At 56.9% G+C, this 16,617-nt stretch carries 21 protein-coding genes; 16 read left to right on the top strand and 5 right to left on the bottom strand.

Features of this window, described 5'->3' with window-relative positions; translation table 11 throughout:
- Positions 1-186: 186 nt before the first annotated feature.
- From rpiA to QOL67_RS14020, 5 genes are all read left to right on the top strand, one after another.
- Positions 187-975, top strand: coding sequence for a ribose-5-phosphate isomerase RpiA (gene rpiA / locus QOL67_RS14040; RefSeq protein ID WP_283426600.1), 789 nt, complete (start codon positions 187-189; stop codon positions 973-975).
- Positions 976-989: 14 nt separating this feature from the next.
- Positions 990-2,345 (top strand): glutathione-disulfide reductase, encoded by a 1,356-nt coding sequence (gene gor, locus QOL67_RS14035; RefSeq protein ID WP_283426599.1) that lies wholly within the window; start codon positions 990-992, stop codon positions 2,343-2,345.
- Between the two features lie 81 nt (positions 2,346-2,426).
- Positions 2,427-3,569: an FtsH protease activity modulator HflK gene (hflK, locus tag QOL67_RS14030; protein WP_283426598.1), complete on the top strand. Its 1,143-nt coding sequence runs from the start codon at positions 2,427-2,429 to the stop codon at positions 3,567-3,569.
- Between the two features lies 1 nt (position 3,570).
- Positions 3,571-4,440: a protease modulator HflC gene (hflC, locus tag QOL67_RS14025; protein WP_283426597.1), complete on the top strand. Its 870-nt coding sequence runs from the start codon at positions 3,571-3,573 to the stop codon at positions 4,438-4,440.
- Positions 4,440-4,637 carry a DUF2065 domain-containing protein gene (locus QOL67_RS14020; protein WP_164645370.1) on the top strand — a complete coding sequence of 66 codons (198 nt, stop codon included), beginning with the start codon at positions 4,440-4,442 and terminating at the stop codon, positions 4,635-4,637. The genes hflC and QOL67_RS14020 overlap by 1 nt, the downstream gene beginning before the upstream one ends.
- 65 nt (positions 4,638-4,702) lie before the next feature.
- On the opposite strand, the gene QOL67_RS14015 is transcribed toward QOL67_RS14020, so the two are convergent.
- Complete coding sequence (locus QOL67_RS14015) at positions 4,703-5,875, bottom strand: thiolase family protein (protein WP_283426596.1); 1,173 nt, start codon at positions 5,873-5,875, stop codon at positions 4,703-4,705.
- 195 nt (positions 5,876-6,070) lie between these two features.
- Between QOL67_RS14015 and QOL67_RS14010 the strand changes: the two genes are divergently transcribed.
- The 4 genes from QOL67_RS14010 (at position 6,071) to QOL67_RS13995 (ending at position 8,919) form a co-directional block, all read left to right on the top strand.
- Positions 6,071-6,400 (top strand): STAS domain-containing protein, encoded by a 330-nt coding sequence (locus tag QOL67_RS14010; RefSeq protein ID WP_283426595.1) that lies wholly within the window; start codon positions 6,071-6,073, stop codon positions 6,398-6,400.
- Between the two features lie 32 nt (positions 6,401-6,432).
- Complete coding sequence (locus QOL67_RS14005) at positions 6,433-6,867, top strand: ATP-binding protein (RefSeq protein WP_283426594.1); 435 nt, start codon at positions 6,433-6,435, stop codon at positions 6,865-6,867.
- 84 nt (positions 6,868-6,951) lie between these two features.
- The gene (ggt, locus tag QOL67_RS14000; protein WP_283426593.1) at positions 6,952-8,529 is read left to right on the top strand and encodes a gamma-glutamyltransferase; all 1,578 of its coding nucleotides are present in this window, start codon (positions 6,952-6,954) and stop codon (positions 8,527-8,529) included.
- A 3-nt stretch (positions 8,530-8,532) separates the two neighbouring features.
- On the top strand, positions 8,533-8,919 hold the full coding sequence (locus QOL67_RS13995; RefSeq protein WP_283426592.1) for a rhodanese-like domain-containing protein: 387 nt from the start codon (positions 8,533-8,535) through the stop codon (positions 8,917-8,919).
- A 59-nt stretch (positions 8,920-8,978) separates the two neighbouring features.
- Here QOL67_RS13995 and hspQ read toward each other — a convergent pair whose 3' ends face one another.
- Complete coding sequence (gene hspQ / locus QOL67_RS13990; RefSeq protein ID WP_164645364.1) at positions 8,979-9,305, bottom strand: heat shock protein HspQ; 327 nt, start codon at positions 9,303-9,305, stop codon at positions 8,979-8,981.
- 83 nt (positions 9,306-9,388) lie between these two features.
- Here hspQ and QOL67_RS13985 point away from each other — a divergent pair, with 83 nt between their 5' ends.
- The 5 genes from QOL67_RS13985 to QOL67_RS13965 all read left to right on the top strand — a co-directional run bounded on the left by QOL67_RS13985 (position 9,389) and on the right by QOL67_RS13965 (position 13,443).
- Entirely contained in the window at positions 9,389-10,270 is an 882-nt protein-coding gene (locus QOL67_RS13985; RefSeq protein WP_283426591.1) for an AEC family transporter, read from the top strand.
- Positions 10,271-10,344: 74 nt separating this feature from the next.
- Complete coding sequence (locus QOL67_RS13980) at positions 10,345-10,932, top strand: transglycosylase SLT domain-containing protein (protein ID WP_283426590.1); 588 nt, start codon at positions 10,345-10,347, stop codon at positions 10,930-10,932.
- Between the two features lie 238 nt (positions 10,933-11,170).
- Entirely contained in the window at positions 11,171-11,329 is a 159-nt protein-coding gene (gene hemP, locus QOL67_RS13975) for a hemin uptake protein HemP (protein WP_168591412.1), read from the top strand.
- Entirely contained in the window at positions 11,326-11,802 is a 477-nt protein-coding gene (locus tag QOL67_RS13970) for a hypothetical protein (protein ID WP_283426589.1), read from the top strand. Before hemP ends, QOL67_RS13970 begins: the two co-directional genes overlap by 4 nt.
- Positions 11,803-12,048: 246 nt before the next feature.
- The gene (locus QOL67_RS13965; RefSeq protein ID WP_283426852.1) at positions 12,049-13,443 is read left to right on the top strand and encodes a Do family serine endopeptidase; all 1,395 of its coding nucleotides are present in this window, start codon (positions 12,049-12,051) and stop codon (positions 13,441-13,443) included.
- A 78-nt stretch (positions 13,444-13,521) separates the two neighbouring features.
- Here the strand turns inward: QOL67_RS13965 and QOL67_RS13960 are convergent, their stop codons facing one another.
- From QOL67_RS13960 to QOL67_RS13950, 3 genes are read right to left on the bottom strand one after another with little or no spacing between them, the layout of a single operon-like run.
- Positions 13,522-14,328 carry a penicillin-binding transpeptidase domain-containing protein gene (locus QOL67_RS13960; protein ID WP_283426588.1) on the bottom strand — a complete coding sequence of 269 codons (807 nt, stop codon included), beginning with the start codon at positions 14,326-14,328 and terminating at the stop codon, positions 13,522-13,524.
- Between the two features lie 40 nt (positions 14,329-14,368).
- Positions 14,369-14,929, bottom strand: coding sequence for a peptidoglycan-binding domain-containing protein (locus QOL67_RS13955; protein WP_283426587.1), 561 nt, complete (start codon positions 14,927-14,929; stop codon positions 14,369-14,371).
- 58 nt (positions 14,930-14,987) lie between these two features.
- Entirely contained in the window at positions 14,988-15,389 is a 402-nt protein-coding gene (locus tag QOL67_RS13950) for an OB-fold nucleic acid binding domain-containing protein (protein WP_283426586.1), read from the bottom strand.
- Positions 15,390-15,514: 125 nt separating this feature from the next.
- Here QOL67_RS13950 and QOL67_RS13945 point away from each other — a divergent pair, with 125 nt between their 5' ends.
- Both QOL67_RS13945 and QOL67_RS13940 read left to right on the top strand, forming a co-directional pair.
- The gene (locus QOL67_RS13945; RefSeq protein WP_283426585.1) at positions 15,515-15,838 is read left to right on the top strand and encodes a 2Fe-2S iron-sulfur cluster-binding protein; all 324 of its coding nucleotides are present in this window, start codon (positions 15,515-15,517) and stop codon (positions 15,836-15,838) included.
- Positions 15,838-16,584 (top strand): FG-GAP repeat domain-containing protein, encoded by a 747-nt coding sequence (locus tag QOL67_RS13940; RefSeq protein WP_430458955.1) that lies wholly within the window; start codon positions 15,838-15,840, stop codon positions 16,582-16,584. The genes QOL67_RS13945 and QOL67_RS13940 overlap by 1 nt, the downstream gene beginning before the upstream one ends.
- Positions 16,585-16,617 lie beyond the last annotated feature (33 nt).

Genomic DNA, 16,617 nt, shown 5'->3' with positions numbered 1-16,617 from the left:
AGTGCAAAAACGACGTTTCCGATAGGAAACACGCGCGGGCGGAAGGGTCAACCGCCTGTCCTGTGCTCTTGTTTGTGAAGCGGCGGGGCAATCAGGCGCTCCGGTCGTGCATTTTCCGACATTCTCCCCTCGCGCCCGACGCCCTTCTTTCTTATAAAGTCTCAAAGCATGCAGGGAGTTGCCGCAATGACCGGAGAGTTGTCGCCCATCGACAAGGCCAAATTTGTCGCCGCCAAACGCGCCACCGACTATGTCGAAGATGGCATGCGCGTGGGATTGGGCACGGGCTCGACCGCGGCTTGGCTGGTACGCTGCCTTGGTGAAATGGTGCGTGACCAGGGTCTGCGCATCAAAGGTGTGCCAACTTCCACACGTACGGCCCAACTCGCCCGCGACGTCGGGATTGAAGTCATCAGCTTGGACGAAGCCAAATGGTTGGACGTGACCATTGACGGGGCTGACGAGTTTGATGCTGACCTCAACCTGATCAAAGGCGGCGGTGGCGCTCTTCTGCAAGAGAAGATTGTGGCGACGGCATCAGATCAAATGGTTGTGATTGCTGATGTGGGCAAAGAGGTCGAAACGCTGGGCGCGTTTCCTCTGCCAGTAGAGTTGGTGCCATTTGGCTGGCAGACCACGCAGGCCTTGATTGAAGAAACCCTTGTCAGCATGGATGTTTTGGGCCGCAACAGCACGTTGCGTATGAATGGTGATGCACCCTTTGTCACGGATGAGGGCAACCATATCCTTGATCTGCATCTCAACCGCATTGGTGATGCGCGCCAACTCGCACTTGTGATCAACCAGATGCCGGGTGTGGTTGAAAACGGATTGTTCATCGATATTTGTGATGCGGTGGTTGTGGGCTATGGCGATGGGCGCGTGGAAGTACGCGACATCAACGCCGGCACAATCGAAGAGGCGATGCTCGACTTCGCAGAAACAGACAATCTGTTCACCGATCTGGTGGACTAACAAAAAGGCACATCATGTCCTTTGATTATGATCTCTTTGTCATCGGCGGTGGTTCCGGTGGTGTACGGGCTGCGCGTGTTGCGGCAGCCGAAGGTGTAAAAGTCGCACTGGCGGAAGAAGACCGTTATGGCGGCACCTGTGTGATCCGCGGTTGTGTGCCCAAGAAGCTGATGGTGTTTGCCTCTGAGTACGCGGGCATGGTTGAGGATGCACAGGCCTATGGCTGGGACATCAAGCCGGGCGCGTTTGACTGGGATGCATTCAAAGGCAAATTGCACGCCGAATTGGACCGCCTCGAAGGCATCTATCGCAATCTGCTGAAGAACAGCGGTGTCGAAAGCTTTGATCTGCGGGCCAAGATGGTGGACGCGCACACGGTTGAGCTGTCTGATGGCACGCAGAAGACCGCCAAGCACATTTTGTTGGCGATGGGTGGGCGTCCGGTCTGGCCGGATATGCCTGGGGCAGAGCTGGGCATCAGTTCCAATGAGATTTTCCACCTTGAGACGCTGCCTGAGAGCATTCTGATTGTCGGCGGCGGCTACATCGCCTCAGAGTTTGCGGGCATCATGAACGGTCTTGGTGTGAAAACCACGCAATTCTATCGCGGCGCGCAAATTCTACGGGGCTTTGACGATGAGGCGCGTGGGCTGGTTGCGGAAGAGATGAAGCAGCGCGGTGTCGATATCCACTGTGGCACCAACGTGCTGGAGATGCGCAAAGAGGGCGACAAGATCTGGGTGAAAGCAACCAACGGCGAAGAGCGTCTGTTTGATCAGGTCATGTTTGCCACCGGTCGTACACCCAACACAGATGACATGGGCCTCGAAGAGATTGGCGTGAAGCTTGGCCGCAAAGGCGAAGTGGTTGTGGATGATTACAGCCAGACTGGCGTGCCATCTGTTTATGCTGTGGGCGATGTCACCGATCGTGTGAACCTGACCCCTGTGGCAATCCGTGAAGGCATGGCCTTTGTGGAAACTGTGTTCAAAGGCAACCCGACGCGCGTGGATCACGAGCTGATCCCAACCGCGATTTTCACACAGCCGGAAATGGGCACTGTGGGCCTCTCCGAAGAGGAAGCCGCGGAGCAGGAGCCCATTGAGGTATACTCCACCAGCTTCAAACCGATGCAGCAAGCTTTTGCTGGCCGTGCAGAGCGCGTGCTGATGAAGCTGATTGTCAGCAAAGCCACGCGCAAGGTGCTGGGCTGTCACATCGTGGCACCGGGTGCCGGTGAGATGATCCAGCTGGCGGGCATTGCCGTGAAAATGGGTGCCACCAAAGAGGATTTCGACCGGACGGTCGCGGTGCATCCGACCATGTCGGAAGAGTTGGTCACTATGAAAGCCCCTGTGCGCAGCCTATAGGCTGTACATGGGTTGATTTTTTTGGCGCAACCCTCAGGTTTAGGGGAGCGCCACATACGATTTAGAAAGGGAAGATCCCGAATGGCAGGAAACAGCGGCGGCCCCTGGGGAGGGGGCGGCAACAACCAAGGCGGAGGCAACCAAGGTGGTGGCAATCGCGGCAACAACGGCGGTGGACAACGTCCCCCTGAGGGCGATGGCCCACAGATCCCCGATATCGATGACCTGATGAAAAAAGGTCAGGATCAACTGCGCGTGCTTATGGGCGGTCGCGGTGGTCAAGGCGGTGGCGGTCAAAATGGCGGCGGCGCCGGTGGCTCTGGTGGCCCTGGCATCAGCCGTGGCGCTGTGCTGGCCGGCCTGGGGCTAGCCGTAGTGGCCTGGGGCTTCACCAGTTTCTATTCCGTAAAACCGGAAGAGAAATCTGTTGAGCTGTTCCTTGGAAAATACTCCGCAACGGGTGAGCCCGGTCTGAACTTTGCGCCATGGCCTTTGGTCACCGCCGAAGTGCTGCCAGTCACAAACGAGCAGACCGAAGAGATTCCTGGACGTGGCACAGACGGTTTGATGCTGACCGGTGATGAGAACATCGTCGACATCGACTATCAGGTGGTTTGGAATATCTCTGACCCAGCGCAGTTCTTGTTTAACCTGCGTGACCCACGCGAGACCATTCGCGCTGTGTCTGAATCCGCGATGCGTGAAATCATTGCGCAGTCTGAGCTTGCGCCGATCCTTAACCGGGACCGTGGTGTGATCACCGACCGTCTGCAAGAATCCATCCAAGTGACCTTGGACACGTATAACTCTGGCGTGAATATCGTGCGGGTGAACTTTGACGGTGCCGATCCCCCCGAGGAAGTAAAAGACGCGTTCCGCGAAGTTCAATCGGCCTCTCAGCAACGGGACCGTTTGGAGAAACTGGCGGATGCCTATTCCAACCAAGTAACCGCGGGTGCCCGTGGTGAAGCGGCGCAAATTCTGGAAGAAGCTGAAGCCTACCGCGCGCGGGTTGTGAACGAAGCCGAAGGTGAAGCCAGTCGTTTCTCGGCGGTTTTGACCGAATATCAAAAGGCTCCTGAAGTGACACGAAAGCGTCTGTATCTTGAGACCATGGAAGAGGTTCTTGGTGACATCGACAAGGTGATCATCGACGAACAATCCGGGGGCTCTGGTGTGGTGCCGTATCTGCCGCTGAACGAGCTGCGCAAGGGGAGCAACTGATATGAAAAAGACAACGTATCTGTTGCCAATCTTGGTGATCGTGGTGGCTGGCGTCCTGTCCTCAGTCTTCATCGTGGATGAACGTGAAAAAGCGCTGGTTCTGCAGTTTGGCCGTGTGGTCACTGTGAAAGAAGATCCTGGCCTGGCCTTCAAAATTCCGCTCATTCAGGAAGTGGTGACCTATGACGACCGCATCCTGAGCCGAGAAGTTGGCCCACTTGAGGTGACACCGCTGGACGACCGACGTCTGGTTGTGGACGCTTTTGCGCGCTACCGCATTGCTGATGTAACCCAGTTCCGACAGGCCGTTGGTGCTGGTGGTGTCGAGCTGGCGGAACGTCGGCTGGACAACATCTTGCGGGCGCAAACCCGTGAAGTTCTTGGTTCAGTACGGTCTGATCAGGTGCTCTCCACAGAGCGTGAAAGCCTGATGAACCGTATCCGTGACAATGCCATCACCGAAGCGCGTTCGCTGGGCCTTGAGGTGATCGATGTGCGTCTGAAGCGTACCGACCTGCCACAAGCCAACTTGGAGGCCACCTTCTCTCGTATGCGCGCTGAACGTGAACGGGAAGCTGCTGATGAGATTGCCCGTGGTGAAGAAGCCGCGCAGCGTAAACGTGCGCAAGCCGATCGTACCGTGGTAGAACTTGTGTCTGATGCAAAACGTCAGTCTGAGATCTCTCGTGGTGAAGCGGATGCGCAACGCAACGCCATCTTTGCGCAAGCCTTTGGTGCGGATCCGGAGTTCTTTGAATTCTACCGCTCGCTGAATGCTTACCGTGCTTCGTTGACCGGTGGCACCTCTTCGATGGTGCTGTCTCCGAACAGCGAATTTTTCAACTACTTCGGCGACTCTCAAGGTCGCTGATGGTTGAGACCGCACTTCTGGCTTTCGGGCTGGTCTTGGTATTGGAGGGGCTGGTGTACGCACTGGCCCCTTCTATCGTTGAAGAGCTGTTGGAAATGCTGCGCAGCTTTAGCGAGGGCCAACGCCGTACAATGGGCTTGATGGCAGTGGCGCTGGGCGTCTTGGTGGTTTGGATCGCCAAAGCGCTGGGTGCCTAAGACACAAAACAAAAACGCCGCGAGAATGTCTCGCGGCGTTTTGTATTGATAAAATGTGGTGACGCTTAGGACCGCTCGATGGCAATAGCGGTGCCTTCGCCGCCGCCAATGCAAATCGCGGCAATGCCGCGCTTTAAGCCACGCTTCTCCAGCGCGTTCAGCAAGGTGACCATGATCCGCGCGCCAGAAGCCCCGATTGGGTGACCCAGCGCACAGGCCCCACCGTTCACATTTACAATGTCGCGGCTCAGGCCCATCTCATGCATGAACGCCATGGGCACCACGGCAAAGGCTTCGTTGACCTCCCAAAGGTCTACGTCTTCTTTCTTCCAGCCGATCTTCGCGAGCAGCTTCTGCGCGGCAGGCACCGGCGCTGTGGTGAACAGGCCGGGGGCTTGCGCGTGGCTGGCATGGCCGACAATCTCTGCGCGCACTTTCAGACCCTGCGCTTCAGCAGCCTCTGCGGAAGCCACTACAAGCGCGGCAGCACCGTCAGAGATGGACGAGCTGTTTGCAGCCGTCACTGTGCCATCTTTGCGGAAGGCCGGTTTCAGTTGCGGGATTTTCTCCGGACGCGCATTACCCGGCTGTTCGTCCGTGGCAATCTCGAGCTCACCCTTGCGGGTTTTTAGTGTCACCGTCGCAATCTCGCCCTCAAAGGCACCGGATTTTTGTGCTTCCAGAGCGTTTGCCAGGGATTTCAGCGCATATTCGTCCTGCGCTTCACGGGTGAATTGGAAACTCTCGGCGCAATCTTCGGCAAAAGTGCCCATCAGGCGGCCTTTGTCGTAAGCATCTTCCAGGCCATCGAGGAACATGTGGTCCACCACTTGCTGGTGCCCAATACGCGCCCCGCCACGCATCTTTGGCAAAACATAAGGCGCGTTGGTCATGCTCTCCATACCACCCGCAATCATCACGTCGCGATCGCCAAGCGCGACGCTGTCAAACGCCATCATCGCCGCCTTCATGCCAGAGCCGCACATCTTGTTAAGAGTTGTGGCAGGCACGTCCTCACCCAGACCACCTTTGAAGCCCGCTTGCCGTGCTGGCGCTTGCCCCTGACCTGCGGGCAAAACACAGCCCATCAGCACTTCGTCTGCCGTGGTGGTCCCGGCGTCCGCAAGCGCTGCGCGAATCGCGGTGCCGCCAAGCTCGGCCGCTTCCACGCCGTCAAACGCTCCTTGGAAACCACCCATGGGCGTCCTGGACGCCCCTGCAATCACTACTTTTTTCATGGTTTTTGCTCCTCCGCAGCCTCGTCACAATCAATTGCTCTTGGCCTTGCCCGAAAATCTTTGCAAGGATGTTACAAAGTTCTTTGCGCCAATTGGGGCGGGTGCGCAATTCCGTAGATCCACGGGGCGTGCTCATACATTGGTAACCATTGCGGCCTAGACTGTGCCAAGGACGAAAGGTGAAGGAGACGTCATATGAATCTGTCGAGTAAGGCAGAGGGTGATGCCCTGGTGGTATCTGTTCACGAAACACGGATTGATGCATCCGTGGCCATTCAATTCAAAGATCGCATGCGCGAAGAAACCGACGCGGCAGATGGTCGCGTGGTCCTAAACCTGTCCGAGGTGGATTTCATCGACTCCAGTGGCCTCGGCGCTATTGTGGCGGCCATGAAGCAGCTGGGCGGGAAAAATCCGTTGGAACTGGCTGGACTTAACGAAAATGTTGATAAAGTTTTCCGGTTGACCCGTATGGACACTGTGTTCCGTATTCACAATTCTTTAGATGACGCGATTGTCGTCTGACTTTTGGTCTGATGTTAGGGACACACCCCAGATTGATTAAACCTAAGGCTGATATCCACATCGAGCTTAAGGGCACTCCTACGGAGGTGCGCAACGCGCTCGAGACTCTGCGTCACAAGTTGACGGCACAAGAGTTTGCAGCCTGCAATGCGGGTGTGCTCGAAATTGTGCTGGCCGAAGTGTTGAACAATGTTGTGGAACACGCGCTTGCCGGGCGCAGTGATGGCCAAATTGTGATTGCCTGCAACTACGCGGACCAATGTTGGTTTGTGGAAGTGCGTGACAACGGTGCCGAAATGCCTGACAGCCAACTTCCGGATGGGGTTATGCCTGATTTGGATCGCGACCTGCTGGACATGCCTGAAGGTGGGTTTGGCTGGGGGCTTGTGCGGTCCTTGGCACAGGACATTGGCTACAATCGCCACGCAACTGGGCACAATGAACTCAGCTTTCGTGTCCCTGACTGAGCAACGTTTTTGGGTCTGCGTGGGCCAACTGGTTGCATAAAGCGTAACTCCCGATAAACTTCACATGTGAAGTAGGGAGGCATCATGCGAGATTTTCATTTTCCGGGCCGGTCACCAGTGATGGCGACCAATGGTATGTGCGCCACGTCTACGCCCTTGGCTGCACAAGTGGCGGTCGACATCCTGCGCCAGGGCGGCAATGCCATGGACGCGGCGATTGCCGGATCTGTTCTGCTGGGCATTTGTGAACCAGCCTCAACAGGCATCGGTGGTGACTGTTTCACGTTGGTGTCGCCTGCGGGTAGCGAAGAGGTTTTTGCCTTCAACGGCTCTGGCCGCGCGCCCGCCGCCGCGAGCGCGGCCGACTTGCGTGCCCGAGGGTTGGACGCTGTGCCGCTCTTTGGCGTGGAGGCCGTGACGCTGCCTGGCGCCATTGATGGCTTCTGCGCTCTGTCTGAAAAGTTCGGAAAACTTGGTATCGCTGACAGCCTCGCTCCGGTGATCCACTATGCAGAAGACGGTATTCCGGTGGGACCACGGTCCGCTTTTGATTGGCAGCAAACTCAAAGCAATTTGCAAGGTCACGGCAGGCGTCACTACTTGCGGGACGGCAAGCCACTTAAACAAGGTGACATATTCCGTGCACCCGGTCAGGCCGAGGTGCTGCGCCGTGTGGCTGCAAAAGGTCGAGACGCCTTTTACACAGGTGAAATAGCGGAAGACATGGTCACCACTTTGCGCGCCATGGGCGGCGTGCACACCCTGGAAGATTTTGCCGCGACCGAAGGCAACGAAGCTACGCCAATCAGCGGCACTTACAAAGGCGCGGAGCTGTTGGAGCATCCGCCCAACGGGCAGGGTGCAACCGCCATTTTGCTGCTGAACATACTGAAGCACTTTGATCTCGCCTCGATGGATCCGTTTGGCGTGCAGCGCACCCACATCGAGGCCGAGGCCGCCAAACTGGCCTATGATGCGCGGGATCGCTTGATTGCCGATCCGGATCACACCGCGCGCACCGCCCATATGTTGTCTCAGGCCACAGCGGACAAACTGGCGGCGTTGATTGATCCAAAACGTGCCATGGCCGCGCCTGCACCGCTGACCGAAGCGGTCCACAAAGACACAGTATATCTGTCGGTGGTGGACAAAGACGGCATGGCGGTCTCGATGATCTACTCGGTCTTCCATGCGTTTGGCTCCGGCATTGCGTCGGACAAGTTTGGCATCTTGATGCAAAACCGCGGTGGAGGCTTCACACTCCAAGAAGGCCATCCCAACGAAATGCAGGGCGGCAAACGCCCCATGCACACCATCATTCCCGGCATGATCCGCCGCGAGGGGCGTGTGGAGATGCCCTTTGGTGTCATGGGTGGTCACTATCAGCCCAACGGTCACGCCCGTGTGCTGACCAATATGGAAGACTTTGGCATGGATCCTCAGACTGCGTTGGATTCGCCACGGTCATTTGTGGAGGACGGAGAGCTTAAGCTGGAACGCGGCTATAGCGATGCCGTGAAACAGGAGTTGGCGGACATAGGCCACAAAATTGTGGTGCCGGACATGCCCATTGGCGGAGCGCAGGCGATCCGTATTCACAAAAACGGCGTTCTTGAGGGCGCCTCTGATCCGCGCAAAGACGGCGCAGCCATAGGATATTGACCCATGGGCATTACGCCAATCAAAGAACTGGTTTCCGCCGCAAAGTCGGAGATCACCAGTCTCGACCAAGAAGAGGCTGAAGCCAAAGTTGCAGCAGGGGAAGCGCTGTTTGTCGACATCCGCGACCCACGTGAGTTGACCCGCGAGGGCCGCATCGAGGGCGCCTTTCATGCGCCGCGCGGCATGTTGGAGTTCTGGATCGCGCCGGATAGCCCCTATCACAAAGGCGCGCTGGCCACCGACAAAACCCTGATCCTGTTCTGCGCCAGCGCGTGGCGCTCGGCTTTGTCCGTGAAGGCACTGCAGGATATGGGCGTGGACAACATCGCTGAGATGGAGGGGGGATTTTCCAGCTGGAAAAAGCGCGGTGCGCCGATTGTGATCGACTAGACGTCAAAAAACGCCGGACCCTTGCCGCCCGGCGTTTCCCATCCGTTCTGGATGTGCGCTTAGTTCAGCGCGTAATGCAGTGGATAGGCCCCATCTTCAAAAGGCCCAAACATATCGTCCAAATCGGGGTGGCTCACCGGTTCACCGGAATAGTCGGCAATCAGGTTTTGCTCAGAGACATACGCGACATAGTAGCTCTGATCATTCTCTGCGAGCAGGTGGTAAAACGGCTGGTCCTTGATCGGACGGCTGTCTTCGGGAATGGCTTCGTACCACTCGTCTGTATTTGAGAACTCAGGGTCGACATCAAAAACAACACCCCGGAACGGGTGCTTTCTGTGACGGACAACTTGACCGAGGTAATATTTTGCGCGTGTTTTTAGCATGTATTGCAGCCCCTACATCCCAAGGGTAGACGCTGCAAGGGGGCTTTGTCCAACTTTAGGCGAAATTTAACAGGAAACAGTCTGTGAACTTAATCTTAACAGTTCTGGAAATTGTCGCGCCGGTGTTTCTTGTAGCTGGCGTTGGTTTTGCCTGGGTGAAGGCAGGGTTTGAATACCGCATTCAGTTTGTCACCCGCTTGGCGATGACGCTTGCGGTGCCGTGCCTGATCTTCACTGCGTTGATGAAAACCGAGGCGGATCTCGCAGATCTGGCCAAGCTGACACTGGCCGGAACCACAGCTTACCTTGCGGTCGGTGTGATTGGCTGGGGGCTTCTGAAAGCCACCGGCCTGAGCCTGCGCACCTATCTTGCCCCGGTCATTTTTGGCAACACCGGCAATCTAGGGATTCCTCTTGCGCTGTTTGCTTTTGGTCAACCGGGTCTTGAGGCGGCTGTTGTCATGTTGGCGGTGTCCGCCATCCTTTCTTTCACCTGGGGCATCTGGATAGTTGCCGGGGAAGGGGCTTTTGGCAAAATGATCAAAGAGCCGATGATCTGGGCCACGCTGCTTGGTGCGGTTTTCCTTATTATGGATTGGGAAACACCCGTGGTTCTCACCAACACATTGGATTTGATAGGCCAGATGGCGATCCCGATGATGTTGCTCACCCTTGGGGTCGCGGTGGCGCGACTGACACCGGGGCGGGTTGTGACCGCGATTTGGCTCTCGGTGGTTAAATTGCTGGTTTGCGCCGCCATTGGGTGGGGCATTGGTCTGGCCTTTGGACTTACAGGCACACTCTTTGGCGTATTGGTTCTGCAAATGGCAATGCCAGTGGCGGTAACGGCTTACCTTTTGGCGGAAAAATACGAGGCTGACAGCAGCGCAGTGGCCGGCTACGTGGTTGTGTCCACACTGGTGTCAGTGATTGGTTTGCCAATTCTCTTAGCATTGCTGCTCTAATTGCTGCTTTGTGATTTACCCTTTGTTGGAAAATCCGCTAAAGTGCCAAAAAACAAAGAACGAGCGAGAGGCAAATGAGCAGAGTTCTCTTCGCGCTGATGGTTGTGCTTGTTGTCGCGTCTTGCGGCAAGAAGGATACCAGTGCGCCCCGTAACCTGGAAAACGCCTGTGCGATCCTGAAAGAAAAACCGCATTTTAGGCGGGCCTTTAGCTCTGCCAAGCGCAAATGGGGCGTGCCTGTGCATGTACAGATGGCGGTGCTCTATCAGGAGAGTAAGTTTATTGGCGATGCACGCACCCCCCATAAATATGCGTTGGGCATCCTGCCTATGGGGCGTCAAAGCAGTGCTTACGGCTATGCGCAAGCGCTGGATGGTACATGGGACCAATACCGCCGGGAAACGGGAAACCGCAGCGCAAAACGTGATAACGTCAAAGATGCCGCCGACTTTATGGGCTGGTATTTTAATGAATCCCGGGACCGCAATGGTGTGGCTCTGAGTGACGCACGCGCGCAGTATTTGAATTACCATGAAGGCCACACGGGCTATGCCCGCGGCAACTATCGTAACAAAGCCTGGCTGGTAAAAGTGGCTGACGATGTCGCGAGTCGATCTGCCAAATACCAATCCCAGCTCAGAAGTTGCTCACGGCTTCGGTGATTCCCACACCATGTTGTGATGGTTTTGTGAGGCGCTCCTAATTTGGAGCGCCTTTTGCGTGGACCAAGGGTGAGAGTGTCGGGCGCGCGCCTGTAACTAAGGCGAATATGAGCTTGGAGACCTCGCGCAAAAGGAGAAAATTCGTCACTTGACAATTCCGACTAAAACAATCAGAAATAACGCCAGCAGCCACCCAGTAGGGAAGCCAATACATTGATACGGACCAACGGAGAGTCCCATGACCCTGCAAATGCAAGCTCCCGAAATGGCAAACGCGCTGCCCGTCCATGACGCCAACCAACTGACCGGTGACAACGGACTGGCCCATATTCGTCTGAACGATCAGCTCTACACGCTGCGCATCACCCGCGCTGGCAAATTGATCCTGACAAAATGAGCGGCGCCCACAACAGAGGGGCACAGCGCGTTGGGCTGCTTGACGATCTGGGCGATGTTGAGCGTCTTGCGGTGCGCTGGCTGCGGTCCTGGGATCGGGATCCGGTTGGGATTGCCCATTTAGAGGCCACGCTGACAGTGGGCTTGGGCGCGGACCAAGCGCGCAATATCAAAGGTGTTTTTGAAGACCTGATGGAAGTTGGCCGCCAGTATGGGCGCCGCGCGCTCTGTCGTCACGGATGTCATTGTCGCTGCCTTGGTGCGGATGAGGCGGTGTTTGCCCATCTGATCGAAGCTGGTGCATGTGGCGAACAGGAAGATGCCGCGCTGTTGGCGTCGCTTGTTGTGCGCCCTGATATGGCCATGTGCTTTGCCGGTCTTGCGGCCGAATTTGGCATGGCTCTGAACAAAGTAGCCCGCGCCGCACCTGCGCGCCCTCAGGTCTCGACACAGGTTTTGGCCACAGTACATTAATCACTGTGGCCAGACCGTGGCGGATTGTTCACTTTTTTCACAGGACGATCACACGTATGTTAGGCGACGCGACGCGCATGCGGTTGCCTTCGCTGCGTGAAATGCCCACACTTCTCCTCAGACGCCGGGAACCACCCGGCAGGTTTCAAGTACACCAAAGGAGAACCCAAAGTGTTTTCTGACACCCTTACGTACCCCGACGCACAACAGCGCAGCTGGCGCATCGCGGGGCTGACGTTTCTGGCGATGTTGTTTGTCATGGCGCAAACGCTGATTGCCCAAGCGCGCCCAGACAGTTTTGCTGAGCTGGCTGAAGACATCAGCCCAGCCGTTGTCAACATCACCACATCCACAGTTGTTGCCGGTCGCACCGGCGGCCCACAGGGCATTGTGCCCGAAGGCTCCCCCTTTGAGGATTTCTTCCGGGAGTTTCAGGATCGGCAAGGCAATGAGGGCGACCAGCCACGCCGTACTTCCGCCTTGGGCTCCGGTTTTGTGATCTCCGCTGATGGGTTTGTGGTCACCAACAACCACGTGATCGAAGGCGCAGACGAGATCCTAATCGAGTTTTTTGAAGGCGGCGAGTTGCCTGCCAAGGTCATTGGCACTGATAAAAACACCGACATCGCGCTGTTGAAGGTCGAGTCGGATGAACCGCTTGATTTTGTAAAATTTGGCAACAGCGACACGGCCCGTGTGGGCGATTGGGTCATGGCGATGGGCAATCCATTGGGCCAAGGCTTCTCGGTGTCTGCTGGTATCGTGTCCCAGCGTGGCCGGTCTTTGTCCGGGGCCTATGACGACTACATCCAAACAGATGCTGCCATTAACCGCGGCAACTCTGGCGGTCCCCTGTTCAACATGGACGGCGATGTGATTGGCGTGAACACCGCAATTCTGTCCCCTAACGGCGGCTCCATTGGTATTGGCTTCTCTATGGCCTCCAACGTGGTCACCAAAGTGGTCGACCAGCTCAAAGAGTTTGGCGAAACCCGCCGCGGTTGGCTGGGTGTGCGTATTCAGGACGTGACCGAAGACATGGTTGATGCGGTTGACGGACTAAAATCCGCCGCGGGGGCCATGGTCACCGATGTGCCGGAGGGGCCTGCTCTCGAAGGCGGGGTCCTGTCTGGTGATGTGATTCTGAGCTTTGATGGGCAAGCCGTGAAGGATGTGCGTGGTCTTGTGCGCACGGTTGGCAACACCAATGTGGGCAAAACTGTTGACATGGTTGTGTTGCGCGAAGGTGGTGAAGTGACGCTTCAGATCACGCTTGGTCGCCGTGAAGAAGCCGAAGGTGCGGTTCCTGCGAGCCAGCCTGCTCCTTCTAGTGAACCGGTGGAGAAAGAAATCCTCGGCCTGACTGTGACGGAACTTACCGACGAGATGCGCGAAGAGCTGGGTGTGTCTGAAGGTACCGATGGCCTGGTGGTGAGCAATGTAGATGAGCTGTCCAAAGCTTATGAAAAAGGCCTGCGGGCTGGTGATGTGCTGACTGAGGCAGGCCAGCAGAAATTGACCTCCATCGCGGATCTGGAAGATCGGATCACGGAGGCCACAGAAGCGGGCCGCAAGTCTCTGTTGCTTCTGGTGCGCCGCGCTGGGGAACCCCGTTTTGTGGCGCTCAACATCGAAGAGTGACCGTCACTTCAAATGAAATTGAGAAGGGCGCCCGGTGTGGCGCCCTTTTTGCTGATATGGAGAGATCTTCAGAGCCTCTTATTGGCCCTCCAGCCACTCCGGAAGGCGGAACAAGACATATTTTCGGGCGCGGTTGCTGGCAAAACCGCTTGCGGCACCGTCTTCGACGATCAGGTGTACAAACACATATTGTGCCTCCTGGTGCGTTAGCCAACCGACAAACCAGCCATGTTGTTCCTTTAGGCGTTTGGATTGTGAATCCACCGCCCATGCATTTCCGGTTTTGCCTTTAAGCCTGTGGCCTGTGGATGCCGAAAACGACTGGCTGGTGGCAAGGGTTTGCTCCATGGCGCGTTGTGTGTAAGGCAGATCTTGTAACACCAGCCTCTGCAAGAATTCGGCCTGCTGTGTTGGGGTTATCTTTAATGAGCTGCTCAGCCAGGCATGTGTAAGCCCTTCGTCTTTTCCCGGCGTGCCTCTCAGATCCCTGTTGCCGTAGTTCAACCTGTCGACATGGTGCTGAAACGCGCTGGCGCCCAATCGGCGGGTGAGCCATTGAGAGTACCACACAACGGAGAACTTTAGCCAAGTGCGCGGTGTGGTGGTTTGCCGCCAACTCTTGAACGGTGCGTTTAGGTCCGGGTCATAGGTGACCGCGGGCGTGTCAGGGGATTGTAATATTCCCTCTTCAAACCCTATCAGCGCCAAGGGAAGTTTGAAGGTGGAGGCCGGGGAAAATGCGGTATCGCAGTGCTGTCCTTGTTGGAAAACCGGATTTTTGTCTCCGACCTTGTGAACCAACGTGCAGGCAATATCTGCCTGTGCTGGCGCTGCGCTTGTCAAACACAAAACAGAGAGCATCAGCGGAGCGAGTTTGTGCCACATGGATATGTCCTCAGCGGTTAAAGAGCGTTTTGCTTATGCCTTATTCTTCGCGTGGCACCGCGACCAATCCAAGCCGTCGTGCGCTTTCCAAAGACAGGATCGCACTGTCCAGCCCCTCGGCACTTTGATAGCGGCGAATGGCGGCGCGGGTGCGGGCATCCGGCGCTGCCGTGATGCTGCCGTAAAACAGGCCGCGCACCTTCAGGGCGCGTTGTAAAGAGGCGGTGAAGTCTTCGGTCCAAACCTCTGCACAGGGTGTCTCAAACCATAATTCCCGCCGTTCCTGCACAATGCGTTGCTGCGTTTCTGTGCGGAAAATTCCCGGCGCAATGACAGTCCCATCCGCCAAAACTTCTGGAGGCTGCACCATGATCTGTTCGCTGACCGTTTCCACCACCGCTGGCGTCACGTGACGTCCCCAACAACTGCCAGGCCGCGCGTTGGGCGGCGCGCCGGCGTCTTCTGCGCGCAATATTTCCGGCTCGTTGAACGCTGCGAGATAGGGTGCAGAGGCAATTTGCTCTTCACATGCGGTCAGGCTCCCCAGCGCCAAAAGCGCCGTGGCGGCAAGTACCGATCGTGCGGCAAAATCTGCGGGCATGCTCGCGCCTCATGTGTTTTGCCCTGTCATACCGCGTTTTGCGCCGCAGCGAAACTCGTCATGTATCCGAGGGTGCTGGCGGTGTGACCAAACTGTCCAACAGGGGGGAGAGGTCCTCGATGCGCTCGGCAATCACATGGGTGACATTGTTCTCCCGCTGAATGCGCCCCGTCACGCGCAACAGCCGCCCGGCAATCACCGCCCGGCGGAAATGCTCATACAGGCTGCGCCAGACAATAATATTTATCACGCCGGTCTCATCCTCCAGGGTGAGAAAGATCACCCCTTTGGCAGTGCCGGGCCGTTGGCGCAGAATCACGAGACCCGCCACAGCGATACGTGCCCCGTTGGGCGGTTCCGTCAATCGGCTGGCGGTCAGGGCTGCCGGTGGGCGCGGCCAATCCACATGCCGGGGGTGGCCACGCCGTGGCGATATTGAGTGGGATGTCGCAATATGCATGAGAACAAATATAGAACATTTGAAATTTGTCGCAAGGGGAAGGGGGGCTGGTCGTAAATGGGGGTGGAAGAGGCGCAGGCCCTGACCTAACTAGGAATGCGAACAGTTTCTCAAAGGAGCCAGACATGGCCAAAATCACCTATGTCGAGCACAACGGTACCGAGCATGTTGTCGAGGTAGCCAACGGCTTGACCGTTATGGAAGGCGCACGCGACAACAATGTCCCCGGCATCGAAGCCGATTGTGGTGGCGCCTGTGCCTGCTCAACCTGTCACGTCTATGTGGATCCGTCCTGGGTGGAAAAAATTCCGGCCAAAGACGACATGGAAGAAGACATGCTGGATTTTGCCTATGAGCCCAACCCGGACACCTCGCGCCTGACCTGCCAGATCAAGGTCACCGATGCGCTGGACGGTCTGGTGGTGAAGCTGCCAGAAAAGCAAATCTGATGATTATGGCGCAGCGTCTTCTGTTACACACGCTGCGCTGTTCCGCGCGTCGCGCAACGCTTGCGGTGGGCTTGGCGCTGATGGCGGCGCCTGTGGTGGCGGAGATCACCGCCGCCCGTTACTCCGCGCCGACAACGCGCTATGCCCATGGGGTGCTTGGAGATGCCATCGAATATGGCACCCTTGAACTGACCCTGATAGATGGCAAACGCCTCGCCTTGAGCTTGCCCCAGGACCGCGTTTTTGAAGACATCGCGCCGCGTCTGGTGGATATGGATGGGGATGGCGCGCCTGAAGTGATTGTGGTTGAAAGCAGCCAAACTGGCGGCGCTCGCCTCGTCATTTACGACGAAAGCGGCCTGCGCGCCGCGACACCCCACATCGGCCAGCGCAACCGCTGGCTCGCGCCCATCGGGGTCGCAGATCTGGATGGCGACGGTTTTATCGAGGTGGCCTATATTGACCGGCCGCATTTGGCCAAAACCCTGCGTGTCTGGCGGTTTCAGGACAACAAACTGACCCAAGTGGCCTCAGAAACCGGCCTGACCAATCACCGCATCGGCGAAGACTTCATCTCCGGTGGCATCCGCGACTGTGGCCAAGGCCCGGAGATGATCACGGTCAATGCCAACTGGACAGAGGTCATGGCAACCCGCTTTGATGGTAATACCTTATCACCCCGCCCCCTTGGCCCCTTCAAAAACCAGACGTCCCTAAAGCATGCGCTGGAGTGCAAAACGCCTTAGGTTTCTCATTCCCAAAGTATCCCGGGGTGAATT

The organism is Shimia sagamensis, assembly GCF_900182745.1.
Taxonomy (GTDB): Bacteria; Pseudomonadota; Alphaproteobacteria; order Rhodobacterales; family Rhodobacteraceae; genus Shimia; species Shimia sagamensis.
This window is presented reverse-complemented; position numbering and strand designations above follow the sequence as displayed.

What these genes read in the sequence shown, in the direction of transcription:
- rpiA (WP_283426600.1), top strand. Translation starts at nt 187, where the DNA reads ATGACCGGAGAGTTGTCGCCCATCGACAAGGCCAAATTTGTCGCCGCC.
- gor (WP_283426599.1), top strand. Translation starts at nt 990, where the DNA reads ATGTCCTTTGATTATGATCTCTTTGTCATCGGCGGTGGTTCCGGTGGT.
- hflK (WP_283426598.1), top strand. Translation starts at nt 2,427, where the DNA reads ATGGCAGGAAACAGCGGCGGCCCCTGGGGAGGGGGCGGCAACAACCAA.
- hflC (WP_283426597.1), top strand. Translation starts at nt 3,571, where the DNA reads ATGAAAAAGACAACGTATCTGTTGCCAATCTTGGTGATCGTGGTGGCT.
- QOL67_RS14020 (WP_164645370.1), top strand. Translation starts at nt 4,440, where the DNA reads ATGGTTGAGACCGCACTTCTGGCTTTCGGGCTGGTCTTGGTATTGGAG.
- QOL67_RS14015 (WP_283426596.1), bottom strand. Translation starts at nt 5,875, where the DNA reads ATGAAAAAAGTAGTGATTGCAGGGGCGTCCAGGACGCCCATGGGTGGT.
- QOL67_RS14010 (WP_283426595.1), top strand. Translation starts at nt 6,071, where the DNA reads ATGAATCTGTCGAGTAAGGCAGAGGGTGATGCCCTGGTGGTATCTGTT.
- ggt (WP_283426593.1), top strand. Translation starts at nt 6,952, where the DNA reads ATGCGAGATTTTCATTTTCCGGGCCGGTCACCAGTGATGGCGACCAAT.
- QOL67_RS13995 (WP_283426592.1), top strand. Translation starts at nt 8,533, where the DNA reads ATGGGCATTACGCCAATCAAAGAACTGGTTTCCGCCGCAAAGTCGGAG.
- hspQ (WP_164645364.1), bottom strand. Translation starts at nt 9,305, where the DNA reads ATGCTAAAAACACGCGCAAAATATTACCTCGGTCAAGTTGTCCGTCAC.
- QOL67_RS13980 (WP_283426590.1), top strand. Translation starts at nt 10,345, where the DNA reads ATGAGCAGAGTTCTCTTCGCGCTGATGGTTGTGCTTGTTGTCGCGTCT.
- hemP (WP_168591412.1), top strand. Translation starts at nt 11,171, where the DNA reads ATGACCCTGCAAATGCAAGCTCCCGAAATGGCAAACGCGCTGCCCGTC.
- QOL67_RS13970 (WP_283426589.1), top strand. Translation starts at nt 11,326, where the DNA reads ATGAGCGGCGCCCACAACAGAGGGGCACAGCGCGTTGGGCTGCTTGAC.
- QOL67_RS13965 (WP_283426852.1), top strand. Translation starts at nt 12,049, where the DNA reads ATGTTGTTTGTCATGGCGCAAACGCTGATTGCCCAAGCGCGCCCAGAC.
- QOL67_RS13960 (WP_283426588.1), bottom strand. Translation starts at nt 14,328, where the DNA reads ATGTGGCACAAACTCGCTCCGCTGATGCTCTCTGTTTTGTGTTTGACA.
- QOL67_RS13955 (WP_283426587.1), bottom strand. Translation starts at nt 14,929, where the DNA reads ATGCCCGCAGATTTTGCCGCACGATCGGTACTTGCCGCCACGGCGCTT.
- QOL67_RS13950 (WP_283426586.1), bottom strand. Translation starts at nt 15,389, where the DNA reads ATGCATATTGCGACATCCCACTCAATATCGCCACGGCGTGGCCACCCC.
- QOL67_RS13945 (WP_283426585.1), top strand. Translation starts at nt 15,515, where the DNA reads ATGGCCAAAATCACCTATGTCGAGCACAACGGTACCGAGCATGTTGTC.
- QOL67_RS13940 (WP_430458955.1), top strand. Translation starts at nt 15,838, where the DNA reads ATGATTATGGCGCAGCGTCTTCTGTTACACACGCTGCGCTGTTCCGCG.